The organism is Yersinia enterocolitica (assembly GCA_002082245.2).
GTDB lineage: Bacteria > Pseudomonadota > Gammaproteobacteria > Enterobacterales > Enterobacteriaceae > Yersinia > Yersinia enterocolitica_E.
Map to the genome: position 1 here is coordinate 1,931,834 of NBTC02000002.1, position 19,856 is coordinate 1,951,689.

Sequence of the window (19,856 nt, forward strand, 5' to 3'; positions counted from 1 at the left end):
AGACTTTTCTTGATCGTAATCAAGAAAAGTCTCACACAATAGGAACTCACTTCATTCTTTGCCGCATCTATCAAAAAACAGCTTTAATCCTATTATAGTTCCAAGAGAAAATGTGATACCTTCATCGCGCAAAAATATAAGGTAATATTCTTTTATCTGGAGTAAATAACTCTTGAGACTCAGCGTATTTCCTCCCAAGGCATATCACCACGGATAAACATTATATTTAATCTGTTCCAAGGACAGAGCCTCTCTTTTTGCAACGGGTTACATAACATCATTACATTACGTTTAATCTTTTTGAGGTTTTATGGACAAAACATTTTTGGCCGGAGCAATTAGTCTGTCTTTGATTACATTACCTGCTCAGGTATTGGCTTTTACACCGATTGTAGAGGGAATAACCGTCAACAATGAAGTCGTCGATAGTGGCGAACAAATTGTACGTAACGGTGGCGTCATTAATAATGGCTGGGTTTATGGCTCCACCAATAATGGAATAATGACGAGAGTCGCAATTGCTATCACCAACGGGAGCAGTGCCGGTACAGCCAATAATACCACCGTGGGTGATGGCGGTTGGTTACAGGTTACCGATGCTTTTGCAACCGGTACTGTTGTTAATCAGGGCGGGTTGCTTGAGGTTAAAACCGCAGGGATCGTGACAGATAGCCAGATAAATAATGGCGGCTATATGAATCTAGGACTCAATAGCCAGTCGAAAGGTTATCTTAATATCGCGGCGGGTGCGGAACTGTTTATTACCAATAACGATACCTATACCAGCGATGTGACCACCAACAATCCCGCCCTGCCTGCCAATGTTACCATTGAGAACCTCAATGTGGCTGGCTTAGTCGACATTGGCCCTTCCTGGATAGGAGCAAGTGTGGTGCCGGTTTCTCCTCCTGAAGTCTTGGGACCGGTGCTGGTTACCCGCATCAATAATGTGACGATGCAAGGGGGGATATCAACCTGCTGCCCTATTCTGCCGGCGGGCAATTTAACCGGCTGGAGATAGAGAATCTGTCTGGTCAGGGTAATTTTGCGATGACTACCCAGCTTGCCAGCAATGCCGGTGATTTTATTACGGTCTCGCAGCAGGCGACCGGCCAATTTGGTATTACCGTTCAGGACAGCGGTAAAGAACCGCAATCTGCCAACAGCCTGGCCTTGGTGCATATTAATCGTGGCGATGCTCAGTTCCGTTTGCTTAATGCGGGCGGCGTGGTGGATTTAGGCGTTTACCAATACGGGCTATACAGTCAGGAAAGCAATGGCAGTACTGACTGGTATTTAGCTACCAAGGCAGCCGACCTCCCCGGCATAACGCCGAACAGGCCAAACACGGCGGTTCCCGTGCTCAGCTCTGCGGCACAAGGTGTGTTGAATATGGCGGCAGCACCACGGCATATCCTGAATGCGGAATTGAGTACCTTGCGCCAGCGCCAGGGCGAGTTGAAAACCGATGCTGATGGCACCGTCGGCGTTTGGGCGCGTTATCTCACCGATGATAGCCGCTTGTCCGACAATAAAAACGTCGCTTTCAAGAATACCTTGAACGGTATGGAGATCGGGGCAGATAAACAATTGGGATTGAACCGGGGTAATGTGCTAATTGGGGCATTTACCGGCTACAGTTCATCAGATGTCAAAGCCACTCACAGTGCGGGGGCCAATGGTGATATTCGCAGTTACAGTGGTGGCCTCTACCTAACCTACCTGGATAAAAGCGGACTTTATATTGATACGGTGTTGAAAGCTAACCGTTTTAATAATGAACTGAGTACGCAAAGCGCGCGGGCGGAATACAGCCAGAATGCGTTTACCGCCTCGGTAGAAAGTGGCTATCAGTTACCTGTTTATAACAACCTGGTACTGGAACCCTATGGCAAAGTGAGTTATTCACGTATAGGTAGTGCAGATTATACCCTCAGTAACGGAATGGCTGCGGACGTGGCGAAAGCAGACAGTGTGCAAGGTGAGTTAGGCACGATATTGTCGGCTTCTTATACCGTCAATCAAATGGCAGTCAAGCCTTACGTTAAACTGGCTATTGCCCGTGAATTTATCAAAACGAATACCGTCGCCATTAACGGTATTGGCTTCGATAACAATTTCTCCGGTAATGTCGGCAAATATGGTGTGGGTATTGATGCCACCGTTGCCAGTAACACTTCTATTTTTGCTGAAGTGAATTATCTCAATGGTTCAAAAATTGAAACACCGGTAACAGCTAATATCGGATTCCGCCTACGGTTCTAATTTTTCTGCCCCTCCTCTGAGGGGCATCTTATTTACGGCGATATTTATTACTCCCTCTCTTTTATTTTTTATTCAAAAAAAGACAATCAACAAGATATTTCCCACAAAAACGCCTTTTTGTAGGATATTTCCCATGAATCACACGAGTTATTTCTCATATTTTCTTATATTCTGAAAATAGATTGAAAATAACTTTTACCTAGGCATAATGCGGCGAAATTTTATTCAGCCCTTTTATTCTGCCCCAGCCGGGCAAAGAGGATATGCCCTGTGCTGCGCGCCTGTTATTTCTCCTTTATCGCGAGTGTGTTATTCCCGTTACTGGCTATTTCGCCTGTCAGTTATGGCGCGGAATTCCCCCCCGTTGAGCAAAGTATTCATCAACAGGCCCGGCAACGGGCACTGGAAGAGCGTTTGGCCCCCGCAACACCGGATGTGCGCTTATCAGCGCCAGCGGCCTCTTTGGGCCGTATTATCTTCCCGGTTGAGCACCCCTGCTTTGCCATTGATCGTATAAAAATCAGTGGCGCAGAGCCATTACCTCGCTGGTTGCCACTGCAACGTATCGCCAATCAGGCGCAAGGCCAGTGTTTGGGCGGCCAGGGCATTAACCTGCTGATGAGCCAGATGCAAAACCGCCTGATCGACCATGGCTATGTCACCACCCGGGTACTGGCCCCGCAGCAGGACTTAAACCGCGGCACGCTGGCGTTACACGTGGTGCCCGGCAAAATACGCCATGTTGAGCTGACGCCCGGCAGTGACCGCCATGTCACGTTGTTCAGTGCCTTCCCTGCCCGCCCTGGTAACCTGTTGGATTTGCGTGATATCGAGCAAGGACTGGAGAACCTACAGCGCGTCCCCACCGTGCAAGCCAGCATGGAATTGGTCCCGGGTGATGCCCCCGGCGAGACCGATATCGCCCTGAGCTGGCAGCAGAGCAAAATGTGGCGGCTGGCGGCTTCACTGGATGACTCCGGCACCCGCAGTACCGGCCGTTATCAAGGGGGCGCAACCCTGTTTCTGGATAACCCGCTTTCACTGAGTGACCTGTTTTATGTCTCTGCGGGTGGCTCAATAAAAAATCGCGGCGACAAAGGCACCAATAACCTCACCGGCCATTACTCGCTGCCGTTCGGTTACTGGACCGCGGGCATCACCGCCAGCAGCTATGACTACCACCAAACGGTGGCAGGCCTCAATGGCGATATCCATTACCGGGGGGAGACGGAGAACGTCACGCTGCAACTCAGCCGCCTGCTGCACCGCAATGCCAGCCAAAAAACTACCCTGACCTACGATGTGCTGACCCGCTCGTCGAAAAACTATATCAATGATACCGAAATTGAAGTGCAGCGCCGCCGTACCTCGGCCTGGCGTGTCGGGCTGGAACATCGCCACTTTATCTCGCAGGCCACACTGGACGCAGGTATCAGTTACCAGCGCGGCACCCGCTGGTTGGGTGCAGTACCGGCACAAGAAGAGTATTTCGGCGAAGCCACTGCCCTGAGCAAAATTCTGCGTTTGAATGCGCAACTGGATATTCCTTTTGTGATTGCGACGCAAAACGTCCATTACAACCTGCAATATCAACGGCAAAGCACCAACACACCCCTGACACCACAGGATCAATTCTCCATCGGCGGCCGCTGGTCAGTGCGCGGATTTGATGGCGAACGCACGCTGAATGCCGATCGCGGCTGGACGGTGCGCAATGATCTCGGCTGGTATACCCCGCTACCAGGCCATGAACTGTATGTCGGCGTGGATTACGGCGAGGTCAGCGGTCGCAGCGACCCTTATCTGCTGGGCCACCATCTGGCGGGCAGTGTCGTCGGTGTGCGCGGCACTGCGCTCAATACCCGTTATGACCTGTTTGCTGGCAAGCCGCTGTCAAAACCTGATGGCTTCAAAGCCGACTCAGTGACGGTGGGCTTTAACCTGAACTGGCAATACTGATGCACCTTATTAACCCTTTAGCTGTTGAGAGTCACCATGAATAAGAACCTGTACCGTATCGTATTTAACAAGGCGCGTGGCTTATTAATGGTGGTAGCCGATATCGCCGCCTCCGGTCGGGCCGCCTCGTCGCCCTCATCAGGTCTTGGACATACTCAACGCCGCCGTATCAGTACCTTATCGTCGCTGAGTTTTAGTCTGTTACTGGCCTTGGGCTGCGTCTCGTTATCCGCGCAAGCCAATATTGTCTCCGATGCCAGTGCGCCGGGTAACCAACAGCCGACCATTATCAGCAGTGCCAACGGTACGCCACAGGTCAATATCCAGACACCCAGTAGCGGTGGGGTTTCGCGTAACGTTTACAGCCAGTTCGATGTTGATAATCGCGGGGTGCTCCTCAATAACGGCCACGGTGTCAACCAGACCCAACTCGGCGGTTTTGTCAACGGTAACCCGTCGCTGGCGCGCGGTGAAGCCAGTATTATCCTCAACGAAGTCAACAGTCGCGACCCGAGTAAACTTAACGGTTATATCGAGGTCGCTGGCCGCAAAGCGCAGGTGGTTATCGCCAACCCATCAGGCATTACCTGTGATGGCTGCGGCTTTATCAACGCCAACCGTGCGACCTTAACCACCGGTCAGGCACAGCTCAATAACGGCCAACTCACTGGCTACAATGTGGATCGCGGTGAGATTGTTATTCAGGGCAAAGGTCTGGACAGCAGCCGTCAGGACCATACCGACCTGATTGCCCGTTCGGTTAAAGTCAATGCCGGTATCTGGGCCAATGATCTAAAAGTCACCGCCGGACGCAATCAGGTTGACGCCGCGCACCAAAATATTACCACCAAAGCCGACGATGGCAGCGCCCGCCCTACCGTGGCGGTGGATGTCGCCAATTTGGGTGGCATGTACGCCGGTAAAATTCGCCTGATCGGGACTGAAACCGGTGTCGGGGTGCGCAATGCTGGTGAGATAGGGGCGTCAGCCGGCGATATCACTATCACGGCGGATGGCATGCTGGTCAACAGCGGTCAGATCAACAGTGCTCAACATTTGGCGGTGAATACCGCCGCCGGTATAGCGAACGCAGGTGTGCTCTATGCGCAGGGCAATACCCAGCTCACCACCGCAGGCAAGTTGAATAACACCGGCACTGTCGCGGCGGCGGGTGATACCTCGCTGCGCGCGGCAGAAGTCAATAGTAGCCGCAACTCGGTACTGGGTGCCGGTGTCAAGTCCGACAACAGCGCGATCACCAGTGGCACCTTGCGCGTTGATGCCAGCGGGATGTTAACCGCCCAAGGCAAAAATATTAGCGGGACGGCGCAAGTGCTTAACGCGCACAGTATCGATCTGAGTGGCAGCCAAACACAGAGCCGTGACCTGACACTCACCGCACAAGGTGGCGCTATCGATCTCACCGGCGCTGAACTGTTAGCCAGTGGCAACCTGTCTGCGTCGACCGCCGCGCTGTTACGTACCGACAGCGCCAGACTGATTGCGGATCAAGTGACGCTGAACGCCCAATCGCTCTCCAATGTTGGCGGGGTGATAGCGCAAACCGGTACCACGGACTTCAACCTGAATCTGCCGGGTTATCTGAATAACCGAGGTGGCACCCTGCTCTCTAAAGGCAATGTGGCGGTCAATGCACAGCGCCTGGATAGCAACGGGGGCAGCCTGTTAGCGGCGGGCGTACACAGTGATGGCCGCCTGATGGATAACGGTGACTTGAGGGTAACCACCCGTCAGGAGCTGATCGCGCAAGGGCAGACCCTCGCCGCCGGTGCAATGACGCTAACCGGTAGCCGGGTTGATTTGACCGACAGCCATACCCAAGCCCGAGAGATAGACATCACCGCCAACAGTGGCGATATCAGTACGCAGCGCGCCAATATTCTCGCCCTTGGAACGCTGACCATTAATGCGGGGGCAAGTGCCGGGCAAACCCTCAATAACCAAAGTGGCACACTGGCGGCGAATAACATCGCATTGAATCTGGGCCAGCTTGACAATAACGCCGGTAAGGTTACCGCCAGTCAGGATCTGACCCTTGATTTACAGCGTGATTTCAGCAATCTGGCCGACTCGACACTGCAGGCCGGACATGATTTAACCTTAACCACCCGCGGCGCGTTAACCAATGACGGGCAATTATTAGCGGGTGGCAAACTCAGCACCGATTCAAGCAGCTTGCTTAATAGCGGCCATATTATTGCAACGCAAGCCAGCCTCAGCGCAGCGGGCGCATTGATTAACCGTGGTGAGATATTAACCCGCGGGCGACTCGATACCGACTCCAATACCCTGTTCAACACCGGCACCCTGATCAGTGCCGAAGCCACGCTTAAAGCACGGGAGCGTATTACCAACTCCGGCCCTGGTGCCCTGATCGGTGCCACCGATGAAAACGGCACCTTAGCCTTGTTGGCACCGGTAATTGAAAACAGTGATACCGTCACCAACACTGATTCCGCCCCAACCACCACCCTTTTAGGCATGGGCAAGGTTATCTTTGCCGGTGCGTTGGACAATAGCGGCAATTATCTGGCGGCGGCTCAGGTGCTCAATATTTCGGGTTTGATTGAATCCGGCAAAGATATGTTGATTTACGCCACGACACTGACCAATCGCCGTCATATTCTCACCGCCAATAGCAACTTTGTTGTGGCCGACACCGTGAATGGGTCCGCGGTCTGGACAGAAGAAAACCCTGATATTCCGGGGGGACGCTATGCTGAACCGCCTCATGGCGGCTCGATGAATAGCGACTATATTGGCACCGATTATACATCGACTATCGCCTATAACAGCATCGATAACATTAGCCCAGAGGCGCAACTGCTGGCCGGTGGGAACCTGACCCCACAAGTGGATACGCTGGAGAACTTCTGGAGTAAAATCAGTGCGCAGGGAGAGATTGATCTTTCGGGTGTCACCCTGAACCAGGATGGTTGGGGGAATGCACAACGCCTGATTGAACAAACAACATCCACGGGTGAGTGGCGTTATCGGACCTACAAAGGCGATTTATGGGGCACCTCTTGGGGCCCTGAGGTTAGTGAGCGCGCGACTAACCAATATGCCTCCAGTATTACCGCACAAACCCTCAGCGGCAGTGGCACCACGATCAATAACGGTGCCAACCCCGGTGCCATTGCGCCTCCCCAGAGTAGCGACAATAGCGGAAAAGATCTGGCCATCGAGTTTAACGGTATCTCCCTGACACAGCCCAACGGTGGACTGTATAAGTTCAATACCGACTACACCGTCAGCGGCGGTTATCTGATTGAAACTAACCCGGCGTTTGCCAATCTGAATAACTGGCGCGGATCAGACTACGTGCTCCAGCAGTTGAATAGTAACCCGGATGTGATATTCAAACGCCTGGGGGATAACGCCTATGAACAGCGTCTGGTGCGGGATCAGGTACTGGCACTGACCGGTCAGGCGGTCGCCAGTGATTACCGCAGCGCTCAGGAGCAGTTCGAACAGCTCTTTGCGGCGGGACTCGAGTACAGCAAGACGTTCAATCTTGCCCTCGGCACCCACCTCAGTGCGGAACAGATGGTGGCATTGACCCGTAATATCGTGCTGATGGAAAGCCGCGAAGTCGCCGGGCAAACCGTGCTGGTGCCGGTGGTCTATCTGGCGGGGGTCAAGCCGGGCGATTTACAGGCCAACGGCGCATTAATTGCCGCCGAGAATATCAGCTTAACCGAGGTTCAGGGGTTCACTAATCAGGGCGCGATGAAAGCCGGCAACAACCTGAGCATTAGCATGGCGCAAGGCATCACGCTCAATAACCGCGGCGGCTTACTTCAGGCCGGTGGCAATATGCGGCTCAGTACACTGAACAGCGATATTGACCTGACCAGCGCGCGGTTAAATGCCACCAACCTGCAACTCGATAGCGGTCGCGATGTGATCCTGCGCACCGGCAGTGAGCAACTCAGCAGTGATAATGGTGCGGTGCTGCGGAATCAAACGATTCTGGGGCCATTGGCGAGCATCAATGTCAGCAACAACGCGACTATCAATACCGAGCGTGACTTTATCCAACAAGGCGCGGGCCTCAATGTCGGTCAGGATCTTCAAGTCAATACGGGCGGCGACTGGCTGCTGAATACGGTACAAAGCAGCGACCAGATCAGCACGAATTATGGCAGTGGCAGCGCCACCAGTGAGCATATCCGCCATCTGGGCAGCGAGGTGAATGTCGGCGGTGCGCTGACGGCCAACGTCGACAACCTGACTGCGGTGGGGGCTAACATTAACGCCGGCACGGTGGATGTGCAGGCGCAGAACATTAACCTGAGTGCAGCGACCGACAGCCTGCACGTCACCGGCGAATCGTCGAGCAAGCGCCATACCAGTTCAGTGGATCTCTATGATGAAACGCTGCGCGGCAGCCAGTTGAACGCCACCGGCGATATCAATTTGCAGACGGCAAAAGACATCAATATCAGTGCCAGTGCGGTACAAACCCATGGCGCACTGAATCTGGCGGCAGGCGGCGATGTCACTCTCACCACCCAGAGTGAACAGCATGACGAACAGCGTAATCATACTGGCACTAAAAAAGGACTGGCCTCCAGCACCACCACGCGCACCGAAGACAGTATTAGCCAGACGCTGGCGGTCGGCTCCATGCTATCGGCAGGCAGCATTGATGTCAGCGGCAAAAATATCGCGGTCATCGGCAGTCATGTGGTGGCCGATAACGACATTAATCTGCGCGCAAAAGAGAACATCACCGTCGGCACGGCGCAACAGAGCGAGAGCGAATCTCACCTGTTCGAGCAGAAAAAATCCGGCCTGATGAGCACCGGCGGCATTGGTGTCACGGTGGGCAGCAACAGCCAAAAAACCACCGACACTGGCAAATCTATCTCCAACGTGGGCAGCACGGTCGGCAGTGTGCTGGGCAATGTCAGCATGACCGCCGGTGAAGATCTGACGGTGCAAGGCTCCGAGGTGTTAGCCGGTAAAGACATCAGTCTGACCGGTAAAAACGTCGCTATTTTGGCGGCGGAGAATCAAAGCAGCCAGACCCATACCGTTGAGCAAAAAAGTAGCGGCCTGACACTGGCACTGTCTGGCGCGGTTGGCAGCGCCCTCAATACCGCGGTCACCACCGCCAAAGATGCCCGCGAAGAGAGCAATGGCCGACTGTCTGCGTTGCAAGGGGTTAAAGCGGCACTCAGTGGTGCGCAGGCGGTGCAAGCCGGTCAGTTGGTACAGGCGCAAGGGGGCGATACTGCCAGCATGTTCGGCGTCAGTGCCTCATTAGGCTCACAAAAATCGGCCTCGCAGCAACATCAGGAACAGACCAGTGTGACAGGCTCGACCCTGACGGCGGGCAACAACCTGAGCGTGACGGCCACCGGTGAGGGGAACCCGGCGAACAGCGGCGATATTGTGGTGCAAGGCAGCCAGCTCAAAGCCGGTGGCGATACCACCCTGGATGCGGCGCGTGATGTGCTGTTGCTCGGTGCCGCCAACACGCAGAAAACCGACGGCAGCAACAGCAGCAGCGGTGGCAGTGTGGGGGTCAGTCTGGGGTTCGGTAGCGCTGGCGGTGGCCTGAGCATCTTTGCCAATGCCAACAAGGGTCAGGGCAATGAGCGCGGCGACGGCACCTTCTGGACTGAAACGCAGATTGACACAGGCGGCACACTGTCGCTCAGCAGCGGGCGTGATACTTCGCTGATAGGTGCGCAAGCCAGCGGTGAAACTGTCAAAGTGGATGTCGGCCGTGACCTGTTACTGCAAAGCCAGCAAGACAGCGATAACTATGATGCGAAGCAGACCAGTACCAGCGGCGGTGTCAGCATGGCGGTGGTCGGCGGCGGTGGCTCTGCCAACCTGAGCATCAGTAAAGATAAGCTGCACAGCAATTATGACTCGGTACAGGAGCAGACCGGTATTTTTGCAGGCTCTGGCGGCTTTGATATCACCGTGGGTGAACACACTCAGCTCGATGGCGCAGTGATTGCCAGCACCGCGGACAAGAGCAAAAACAGTCTGGATACCGGCACACTGGGCTTTAGCAATATTGAAAATAAAGCCGATTTTAAAGCGGAACATCAAGGGGGCAGTCTGAGTACCGGTGGCCCGGTGGGGTCTGACCTGCTGAGCAATCTGGGCAGTGTGGTGCTGTCGGGTCTGGGTAATGACGGTCATGCCGAAGGTACCACGCAGGCAGCGGTCAGTGAGGGCAGCATCACTATTCGTGACACCGATAAACAACAGCAGAATGTCGATGACCTGAGCCGCGACACCGACAATGCCAACGGCAGCATCAATCCTATCTTTGATAAAGAGAAAGAGCAGAATCGCCTGAAAGAAGCACAGCTGATTGGCGAGATTGGCGGTCAGGCAATGGATATTGCGCGCACGCAAGGGGATATCATCGGTCTGGAAGCAGCGCTGAAGGCCAATCCGACGTTGAAAGGCGATGCGGAAGCCTTGCGTGAGACAAAAGAATACAAAGCCGAAATGCAGAAATACGGCACCGGCAGTGCACTGCAACAAGGTCTTCAGGCCGCGACAGCAGCCATACAGGGCTTGGCCGGAGGAAATATGGCGCAGGCACTAGTGGGGGCTTCTGCGCCGTATCTGGCTGAAGTGATTAAGAAAAGCACCGGAGATAATCAGGCGGCTAATGTGATGGCACACGCCGTGCTGGGTGCTGTCACCGCTTATGCCAGTGGCAACAGTGCGCTGGCGGGTGCTGCGGGCGCGGCCACTGCCGAGTTGATGGCTCCGACGATTATCGCCGCAATGGGCTGGGACAAGGACAATCTCTCCGAAGACCAGAAGCAAACGGTCAGTGCATTGGCGACTCTGGCCGCAGGATTGGCTGGTGGATTGACGGGTGACAGCACCGCTGATACGGTTGCGGGTGCGCAAGCTGGGAAAAATGCGGTGGAGAATAACTTCCTCAAAGTTGTTGCAGAAGGTTGTGCCATCGCTGCTCCATGTCGTAGCAAGGTCGCAGAGCAGTTGCTGGAGATAGGGGCAAAAGCAGGTATCGCAGGGTTAGCCGGTGCGGCAGCCAAAGAAGTTGCCGATAAGATGACTTCTGACGAACTAGATCACTTAATCACCCTGCAGATGATGGGTAACGATGAGATCACCAGTAAATATCTTAGTTCGCTTCAGGATAAATATGCTCCTGCTCATACCGGTGGTGACCAACAAGCGGGTACGGAAAGCTCAGGTAAGCTGGAAAATCCTGTACAGGATGTGAATAAGGGAACTACGTTAGTTACGCCGAATCAGGCCGACAAGAATAGCTATCTTATCACTATATCTCCTGAAACCCAGCCAGGGAAAAATGATGGAATATTCATCAATCCTAAACCGATAGATAATACAAATACTGGTTATATCTCTGAGTCATCCGATAAAAATAGCCCTATTAGTGCAGGTGATTTCTTCAAAGGGACGGCGTACACAGATAAAGTCAAACAACAAGCTTCTTCTGGGGACTTCCATTCGTTCCCAGAATCAGTAGATGGTCATGCTGGTCAGGGGAAAATATCAGTAATTACAGGGGGTGATGGTGTGGAGCGTCTAAAGCTAGAGATATCTGGTAGTTATCGTGGAAAAGAAGGTGTATTCGCATATATCCGTGAGCCAAGTGGAGCCATAAATCATCGCCTCTTTGTACCTAAATAATAAATGGAAGTGGTTTGGAAAATGATAAATAAAATATTAGAGTTGTACGCACGTTGTGGAAAAAGCCTCCTAGATAACGGACTTAATGATGCAGTCCTGCCGATGTCTGTAACAAATCAGGCTTTGGAGCTATTTGTTGAAGCTAAGTGGATTGTACTTGGGGGAGACGTTTATCAGCATGAAGATAATAAGATGAAGAATTTTTATGCGGACTGGTACTGCAATTTGGTCGATTCTTCTGATAGCTGCAATTATGCTAAAGAGCATTTAAACAAATTAAAGGGCGACAACATCTATATCTCTTTCACAATAAAAAATTGAAAAGTTCCCAGTCATACCATACTGGCCGGGAACTTTACTTTTAAGCCCTAAAAACTCCTTCTTCCCGCCGTTGCAACCGAAGTACACCAGGTGCAGCGGTCACCTCCAGCTGTTCAGCGCTGGCAATGCCGGACTCGGTCAGCCAGTCGCCGCCGATAATCAGCTCGCCGTTATCCAACACCCAATCCGCCCCTAAATCCTGCCGGTCTTGGCTGGCTTCGCACAGCACTTCCTAGGTGGCTTCGGCAGTGACGACAGTGATCCAGAGCGTGTGATGCTGGCGTGTCAGTTGCAACGGGGTACCAGTGGTAAATCCCAATGCGGCCAACGTGCCGACTGCCAGTGTCAGTTCAGGGATCGGTTCGGGGGTAAAGGTGATGTTCATGCGGTACTACGCGGAAAAGCAAGAGTGAATCTCACCTGTTCGAGCAGAAAAAATCCGGCCTGATGAGTACTGGCGGGATTGGTGTCACCGTGGGCAGCAACAGCACCAAAATGATCGATACCGGTCAATCGATTTCTACTGTCGGCAGCACGGTGGGCAATGTCAGCATGACCGCCGGTGAAGGCCTGACGGTGCAAGGCTCTGAGGTGTTAGCCGGTAAAGACATCAGTCTGACCGGTAAAAACGTCGCTATTTTGGCGGCGGAGAATCAAAGCAGCCAGACCCATACCGTTGAGCAAAAAAGTAGCGGCCTGACACTGGCACTGTCTGGCGCGGTTGGCAGCGCCCTCAATACCGCGGTCACCACCGCCAAAGATGCCCGCGAAGAGAGCAATGGCCGACTGTCTGCGTTGCAAGGGGTTAAAGCGGCACTCAGTGGTGCGCAGGCGGTGCAAGCCGGTCAGTTGGTACAGGCGCAAGGGGGCGATACTGCCAGCATGTTCGGCGTCAGTGCCTCATTAGGCTCACAAAAATCGGCCTCGCAGCAACATCAGGAACAGACCAGTGTGACAGGCTCGACCCTGACGGCGGGCAACAACCTGAGCGTGACGGCCACCGGTGAGGGGAACCCGGCGAACAGCGGCGATATTGTGGTGCAAGGCAGCCAGCTCAAAGCCGGTGGCGATACCACCCTGGATGCGGCGCGTGATGTGCTGTTGCTCGGTGCCGCCAACACGCAGAAAACCGACGGCAGCAACAGCAGCAGCGGTGGCAGTGTGGGGGTCAGTCTGGGGTTCGGTAGCGCTGGCGGTGGCCTGAGCATCTTTGCCAATGCCAACAAGGGTCAGGGCAATGAGCGCGGCGACGGCACCTTCTGGACTGAAACGCAGATTGACACAGGCGGCACACTGTCGCTCAGCAGCGGGCGTGATACTTCGCTGATAGGTGCGCAAGCCAGCGGTGAAACTGTCAAAGTGGATGTCGGCCGTGACCTGTTACTGCAAAGCCAGCAAGACAGCGATAACTATGATGCGAAGCAGACCAGTACCAGCGGCGGTGTCAGCATGGCGGTGGTCGGCGGCGGTGGCTCTGCCAACCTGAGCATCAGTAAAGATAAGCTGCACAGCAATTATGACTCGGTACAGGAGCAGACCGGTATTTTTGCAGGCTCTGGCGGCTTTGATATCACCGTGGGTGAACACACTCAGCTCGATGGCGCAGTGATTGCCAGCACCGCGGACAAGAGTAAAAACAGTCTGGATACCGGCACGCTGGGGTTCAGTGATATCGGTAATAAAGCGGACTTCAAGGTAGAGCATCAAAGTGTCGGCATCAGTACCGGCGGTAGCATCGGCGGTCAGTTTGCCGGGAATATGGCCAACGGCTTGCTGGTCGGGGCTAACAATGAAGGCCACGCCGACAGCACCACCCATGCCGCAGTCTCCGATGGCACTATCACGGTGCGTGACAAGGATAAGCAACAGCAAAATGTTGATAATCTGAGCCATGATGTTGAACACGCTAACAATGCGCTTTCGCCTATCTTTGATAAAGAGAAAGAGCAAAACCGGCTGCGGGAAGCGCAGTTGATTGGTGATATTGGTAGTCAGGCGATAGACATTGCGGCAACACAAGGTAAGATCCTGGCGACAAACGCCGGTAAAGCGGAGCTGGAAGCGAAAGGCATCAAGGCACCAGGCCAGGACGCGACACCGGAAGAGCGAGCGATGTATGACAAGCTGCTAACCAGCACTTCCGCCTATAAAACCACACAAGCCCAATACGGCACTGGCAGCGCATTGCAGCAAGGCATCCAAGCTGCTACGGCGGCGGTGCAAGGCTTGGCGGGTGGGAATATGGCGCAGGCGCTGAGTGGTGCTGCAGCGCCGTATCTGGCGGAAATCATAAAACAGTACGCGCCGGATGAAGCCAGTCGAGTCATGGCTCATGCGGTTCTGGGCGCAGTGGTGGCGCAGGCCAGTGGTAACAGCGGTCTGGCGGGAGCTGCGGGTGCGGCAACCTCGGCGCTGATCGGTGAAAACATCAAGAAATCACTGTACGGTGATATCCCGGTCAGCCAACTGAGCGAAGAGCAGAAGCAAACGCTGGTTGCACTGGGTAGCTTGGCGGCGGGTCTGGCTGGTGGCTTGGCCGGTGGTGATACTGCTGGCGCGGTATCCGGTGCGCAGGCAGGTAAGAACGAACTCAGCAACAATATGACCAGTCTTGGCCTCATATCGCAGATGATGGCGCAAGAAACGCTGAACGCCGCCGCGATGGCCGAAGCAGGCAAAGGCGGAGCTAACGAGCAAGCCGCGCTGGCGCTGACCAAGAAAGTGAAGGAAGGGTTAGACGCGGCCTGTCTGAAAAATGCAAGCTGTGTGCTGTTGGCGGTGGTTGCAGCGCAGAACCAATCAGACTCTAACGGTAGCCAGAATCCGAATATCGGCAAGGATCTGACGGATGAACAGAAGAAAGAGATTGGTGGGGCGGGTTCAGGAACACCGGGAGGGTGGGGGCCAGAGGATGAGGAAGCAGGACGAAATAGTAACTCTTCATCAGACCCTAAAAGTAGGGGGCAGCATGAAGAATATGTGGACTCATTACGTGCATCGATGGAAAAACCAAATGTTAAAGATGAAAATCTTAAAAACTTAATTGATGACTTATACCGACCGAATGCCAAAGTTGGCAGTGGAAGTACAGCGGATGCTGTTCGCTACGAATTAGCTACTGGAGAAAAAGTTGGTGGTAGAGGGCACGTTGAAAAGGCTCAAACATATTCCAAGGCATTGCAAGATTGGCTAAATAAGAATCCTCAAGCTTCTTCAAGTGATAAAGCTGCGGCAGAAAACGTTCTGAAAGACATGCAAAATGCTCTTAAGGGTAAGTAATAATGGATAAATGTATTGATGATTATCTGAGTGTTTTTGCTCAAACATCAGAGTATATAAAAAATGAAGTAAACAGATGTATCGAATATTGGTTGCCAGAACCTCCGCCTACGATCTTGCTGTTTTCACTAGTGGGTAAAGCACTGGTAAACCAGCTAGGTTCATTAAGCCAGTTGGAGAAATCAACCTTGTTCCAGCACATCGAAACAGGTATGCGGTCTGATAATGATGAGCTAGCTACTGCTGTTGCAACTGGGCTTGTTGAATCGTTAATTACAGCATCTGATGAAAATGAGTCAGTTTGGCAAGAAATTGAAAGTTATCTGCATGTTGAATCAAAAAAGCATGCACTAGCATGGAAATATTTTGGGCAATAATCTTAGACCTATTACACCGGCCAAAGCCGGGGTTACTGCCTTTAAGACCTAAACACTCCAACTCCCCGCCGCTGCAACCGAATAACACCGGGCGCAGCGGTAATCTCCCGTTGCTCAACATCGGTGATCCCGGACTCGGTAAGCCAGTCGCCACCAATCACCAGTTCGCCGCTCTGCCGTACCCAATCCGCGCCTAAATCTTGCCGCTGTTGACTACCCGCAGGAGATCACCTTGGCCTCCAGCACCACCACGCGCACCGAAGATAGCTTGAGTCAGACACTGACGGTCGGCTCCATGCTATCGGCAGGCAGCATTGATGTCAGCGGCAACAATATCGCGGTCATCAGCAGTCATGTGGTGGCCGATAACGACATTAATCTGCGGGCGAAAGAGAACATTACCATCACTATTCGTGACACCGATAAACAACAGCAGAATGTCGATGACCTGAGCCGCGACACCGACAATGCCAATGGCAGCATCAATCCGATCTTTGATAAAGAGAAAGAGCAGAATCGCCTGAAAGAAGCGCAACTGATTGGCGAAATTGGCGGTCAGGCAATGGATATTGCGCGGACGCAGGGAGATATCCTCGGGCTTGAGGAAGCTTTGAAACGCCATCCTGAGTTGAAAGGCGATGCGGAAGCCTTGCGTGAGACAAAAGAATACAAAGCCGAAATGCAAAAATACGGCACCGGCAGTGCACTGCAACAAGGTCTTCAGGCGGCAACAGCGGCCATACAGGGCCTGGCAGGTGGCGATATGACGAAAACGCTAGCAGGCGCCTCAGCCCCGTATCTGGCTGAAGTGATTAAGAAAAGCACCGGCGATAGATGCATTACAAAACTCAATAAAAAATAAGGAGAATAGCAATGTTAATAAGTAAAAAATCACTACTGGTACTGTTGTATTTATGCGTTGCTTTCTCTTTAATGCTTTTTTTTGTAAGTTTTATTTTTCAAGTGCTTGGGTATTGGATTGGTGATGGTGATGGTGATCAGATGCTAGGATATTTGAATGATAACTTTCATAAAGTATTGAAGACTAGTTTAGTGGGGGTTGGTGTTGGATGTGCCTACTGGTTCTTTTACTATCTAAAGATCTAGCTCGTTGATTCAAAATATATTTTTAGTGGAAAATAATGCGCTGAATGCGACTAACGAGAAACAACGTCAGGATGCGAAATGGTCACTGCCGTATCTGGAAGGTGAGAAGAAAACTCAGACTGAGAATCTGGTAAGTGACCTTGATGCGAAGGATAAAGCTTTTGATGCTGCAATTGATGCAACATGTCAAAATCTGTCGTCCGCACAGTGCTCGGGAATGCGCCAGGAACTGGCGGCAATGGGTAAGAGCTATGATTGTAGTGGTATAGTGAGTTTATGCTTCCGTATGATTAATACGCCGTGCTTGCTCATACCGCGCTCCCCAGTATTTATTATCAAGCTTTGAGATGGTCACACCCACGCTGCTCGAGGCATGGATAAATTTGCCCTCCCCGATGTAAACACCCACATGTCGTGTTTGTCGTGAGGTTTTGAAAAAAACCAGATCGCCTGTATCTAAAGCTTCCTTGGTGATCCGAGAGCCTTGTTTCATTTGTTCCTGGGCACTTCTTGGCAAACTCAGGGAAAACTCATCTTCAAAAATGCGCTGCATATAAGCAGAACAATCGATACCTTTACGTGTATTCCCGCCAAGCTTGTAACTGACACCTTCCCACTCATCATAATGGGTCAGGATTTTTTTGAGTTTTTGCGTCTCATGACGCCCAGACGCAGACTGGATTGACGCATTTTGTAAGGATGATGAGCTCACCAATTTCCCTGAGGGTTCGGCAAGCGTGGGAAATGTAAATAAAGAGACAATCGCAATCATAACGGGGGTTATAGTCTTAAACATAAGGGTATCTGAAATATGAGGTGAATGGCTTTCCTTGGTTAACACATTGACTAAAATCCTTCTGGAGAGCGGCATTCTACACATTAAAGCTCATAAAAGAAGCACTAATAGTGCATTTAATGAGCTAATTTGTGGTGCGAAAGTCTGACTTTTACTGTAACTCGTTAATGAATATATAAACTTCAGACAATTATTAATTTTTAATTAGCAGTAAATACTCACATCGCTGAATCATATTCAATGGTTTATTTAGAGCGCTTGGATGAAAAGTATTTCCATATGTAAGTAGTGGTTTTTATATGTTTATTGTTATTCAAGTCTTCTCCCACATTTTATATCCCAGCCTTTGCTCCTCATTATGGACTCCGTTTGGGAAACGGAAAATATTGTACTATAAGGGCTTCCCCGGCATGTCAACACCGGTTTTTTCGGTTCCTGTCTGCTCGTCATTAAAATTAAAGGGGAGAGACTGCGGTACTATAAACGGTCATGAGGAATCGTAATCGATTCGGACCCTGATGAAAGACGCTCGTGAGATTCTTGTTCGTTTAACGGATACGTATATCCTGTACAATAGTCAGATATATCTCACGGGGTCTAACCCTTTATCATCAACGAGTTGCAGTTAAGATGGTTAATCAGTTTCGTGCTTTAGCTCACTGAGTACAACCTGAAATCATCACCATAATGTAGTGATGCCCAGCACAGTCTTGCATTTTTAGCCGCTATGGCCACAACGGCACGCCAGTATCCTCTGCGCTCAACTAGCGAGCAAACCCAACGACTGAATGAGTCTGTCTTTTTCTCGGCGCCAATCAGAACTGAACGAGCGCCCTGGACCAACAGCGTTCGTAGATACGAATCGCCCGCCTTCGTTATCCTGCCAAGCTTTGATTTTCCGCCGCTACTATATTGCGATGGCGTTAGTCCCAGCCAAGCTGCCAGTTGTCGTCCATTTTTAAAATCGTGTGCATTACCGATACTGGCGACCAGAGCACAGGCTGTTGTGGGGCCAATCCCTTTCAGTTCCATCAGTCGTTGGCTGCGGTGATCCGCTTTTGCCATGCGGGACAGGATCCGGTCATATTCAGTAACGTTATTTTCAATGCGATCAATGTGTTTCAGCAGGTCATCAACACATTGCTGAACCTGAAGCGGCAAAGATTTCTTCTGTTCAGATACCATGTGGCGCAGGGCATCTGTACTTTGTGGAGCGATGACGCCGAATTCAGAGATCAACCCTCGCAGGCGATTATATGTTGCTGTTTTCTCTTCGATAAAACCTTGCCGGGTACGATGTAAACACTGCATGGCCTGCTGGCTTTCGTCTTTCACTGGTACGAACCGCATATGCGGACGACGAACAGCTTCACAGATAGCCTGAGCATCAGCAGCATCATTTTTCCCTGATTTACCTGCCATACGGTAAGGCGATACAAATTTAGCTGCCATCAGGCGCGGTTCATGACCATACTGCCGAAACAACCTTGCCCAGTAGTGAGCCCCAGAGCATGCCTCCATCCCGATAACACAGGGAGGTAAACTGGCAATCAGCTCAGGAAGCGCAGCACGCGGTACTTTGGGTTTAACCAGAACAGTTTTACCGTGTTGGTCAACGCAGTGAACAGCAAACACATTTTTAGCAAGATCGATACCGACAGTAGTGATGGTCATAACGAATCCCTCCGGGGCTATGTTTACCCCATGATTGCATAAGAGTTAATCAGGCGCATATCCAGGGGAAGTCCCTTCCATTCGTTAAGATGATTTTTTGTACTGCAAAGGCCAAGGTTGGGATTGCCCGGGCCAATTGGGACAACTGCTAACCATCGCCGAGGATAACCGAAATATCAAACGTCGGATACGCATGATGCTGGGATTCACATCGTTCCGGCGGGCATCGAATTAATCCACATGATACGTAAAGGGCAATATCAACATCCGCAAAGTGAGGGATTGCCACCTGCAGAACAATTTTATCTGTTGGCGGCCTAAACAACTCGCAGTGCCACTTTTGCTAACTTCTTACGCTAATGCGACAGAGCCTTAATGGAGGCTGACAA

10 protein-coding genes and 3 pseudogenes are annotated in these 19,856 nt (G+C 52.0%); 10 read left to right on the forward strand and 3 right to left on the reverse strand.

Features of this window, described 5'->3' with window-relative positions; translation table 11 throughout:
* Positions 1-310: 310 nt before the first annotated feature.
* From A6J66_010320 to A6J66_010335, 4 genes and pseudogenes are all read left to right on the forward strand, one after another.
* Positions 311-2,265, forward strand: a pseudogene (locus A6J66_010320) (autotransporter outer membrane beta-barrel domain-containing protein).
* Positions 2,266-2,538: 273 nt separating this feature from the next.
* Positions 2,539-4,224 (forward strand): ShlB/FhaC/HecB family hemolysin secretion/activation protein, encoded by a 1,686-nt coding sequence (locus A6J66_010325; GenBank protein ID PNM26973.1) that lies wholly within the window; start codon positions 2,539-2,541, stop codon positions 4,222-4,224.
* A gap of 24 nt (positions 4,225-4,248) precedes the next feature.
* Positions 4,249-11,913 (forward strand): hemagglutinin, encoded by a 7,665-nt coding sequence (locus tag A6J66_010330; protein ID PNM24545.1) that lies wholly within the window; start codon positions 4,249-4,251, stop codon positions 11,911-11,913.
* Between the two features lie 21 nt (positions 11,914-11,934).
* A complete protein-coding gene (locus A6J66_010335; GenBank protein ID PNM24546.1) occupies positions 11,935-12,234 on the forward strand; it encodes a hypothetical protein in 300 nt (99 codons plus the stop codon).
* A gap of 40 nt (positions 12,235-12,274) precedes the next feature.
* On the opposite strand, the gene A6J66_010340 is transcribed toward A6J66_010335, so the two are convergent.
* Positions 12,275-12,463 carry a hypothetical protein gene (locus A6J66_010340; protein PNM24547.1) on the reverse strand — a complete coding sequence of 63 codons (189 nt, stop codon included), beginning with the start codon at positions 12,461-12,463 and terminating at the stop codon, positions 12,275-12,277.
* Positions 12,464-12,681: 218 nt separating this feature from the next.
* On the opposite strand from A6J66_010340, the gene A6J66_010345 reads away from it, so the two are divergent.
* From A6J66_010345 to A6J66_010360, 4 genes and pseudogenes are all read left to right on the forward strand, one after another.
* The gene (locus tag A6J66_010345; protein ID PNM24548.1) at positions 12,682-15,513 is read left to right on the forward strand and encodes a hypothetical protein; all 2,832 of its coding nucleotides are present in this window, start codon (positions 12,682-12,684) and stop codon (positions 15,511-15,513) included.
* 2 nt (positions 15,514-15,515) lie between these two features.
* Entirely contained in the window at positions 15,516-15,890 is a 375-nt protein-coding gene (locus A6J66_010350; GenBank protein ID PNM24549.1) for a hypothetical protein, read from the forward strand.
* A 286-nt stretch (positions 15,891-16,176) separates the two neighbouring features.
* Positions 16,177-16,722: pseudogene (locus A6J66_010355) on the forward strand (hypothetical protein).
* 41 nt (positions 16,723-16,763) lie between these two features.
* Complete coding sequence (locus A6J66_010360; GenBank protein PNM24550.1) at positions 16,764-16,997, forward strand: hypothetical protein; 234 nt, start codon at positions 16,764-16,766, stop codon at positions 16,995-16,997.
* 274 nt (positions 16,998-17,271) lie between these two features.
* On the opposite strand, the gene A6J66_010365 is transcribed toward A6J66_010360, so the two are convergent.
* Positions 17,272-17,769, reverse strand: coding sequence for a hydrolase (locus tag A6J66_010365; protein PNM26974.1), 498 nt, complete (start codon positions 17,767-17,769; stop codon positions 17,272-17,274).
* Between the two features lie 323 nt (positions 17,770-18,092).
* Between A6J66_010365 and A6J66_010370 the strand changes: the two genes are divergently transcribed.
* Complete coding sequence (locus A6J66_010370) at positions 18,093-18,296, forward strand: hypothetical protein (protein PNM24551.1); 204 nt, start codon at positions 18,093-18,095, stop codon at positions 18,294-18,296.
* Between the two features lie 148 nt (positions 18,297-18,444).
* Here the strand turns inward: A6J66_010370 and A6J66_010375 are convergent, their stop codons facing one another.
* Positions 18,445-19,467, reverse strand: coding sequence for an IS110 family transposase (locus A6J66_010375; GenBank protein ID PNM24552.1), 1,023 nt, complete (start codon positions 19,465-19,467; stop codon positions 18,445-18,447).
* Between the two features lie 154 nt (positions 19,468-19,621).
* Between A6J66_010375 and A6J66_010380 the strand changes: the two are divergent.
* Positions 19,622-19,788 (forward strand): annotated as a pseudogene (locus A6J66_010380) (IS6 family transposase).
* Positions 19,789-19,856: the final 68 nt, after the last annotated feature.

Coding starts and splice junctions, on each gene's coding strand:
- A6J66_010335 (PNM24546.1), top strand. CDS start 11,935: ATGATAAATAAAATATTAGAGTTGTACGCACGTTGTGGAAAAAGCCTC.
- A6J66_010345 (PNM24548.1), top strand. CDS start 12,682: ATGAGTACTGGCGGGATTGGTGTCACCGTGGGCAGCAACAGCACCAAA.
- A6J66_010350 (PNM24549.1), top strand. CDS start 15,516: ATGGATAAATGTATTGATGATTATCTGAGTGTTTTTGCTCAAACATCA.
- A6J66_010360 (PNM24550.1), top strand. CDS start 16,764: ATGTTAATAAGTAAAAAATCACTACTGGTACTGTTGTATTTATGCGTT.
- A6J66_010365 (PNM26974.1), bottom strand. CDS start 17,769: ATGATTGCGATTGTCTCTTTATTTACATTTCCCACGCTTGCCGAACCC.
- A6J66_010370 (PNM24551.1), top strand. CDS start 18,093: ATGTTTATTGTTATTCAAGTCTTCTCCCACATTTTATATCCCAGCCTT.
- A6J66_010375 (PNM24552.1), bottom strand. CDS start 19,467: ATGACCATCACTACTGTCGGTATCGATCTTGCTAAAAATGTGTTTGCT.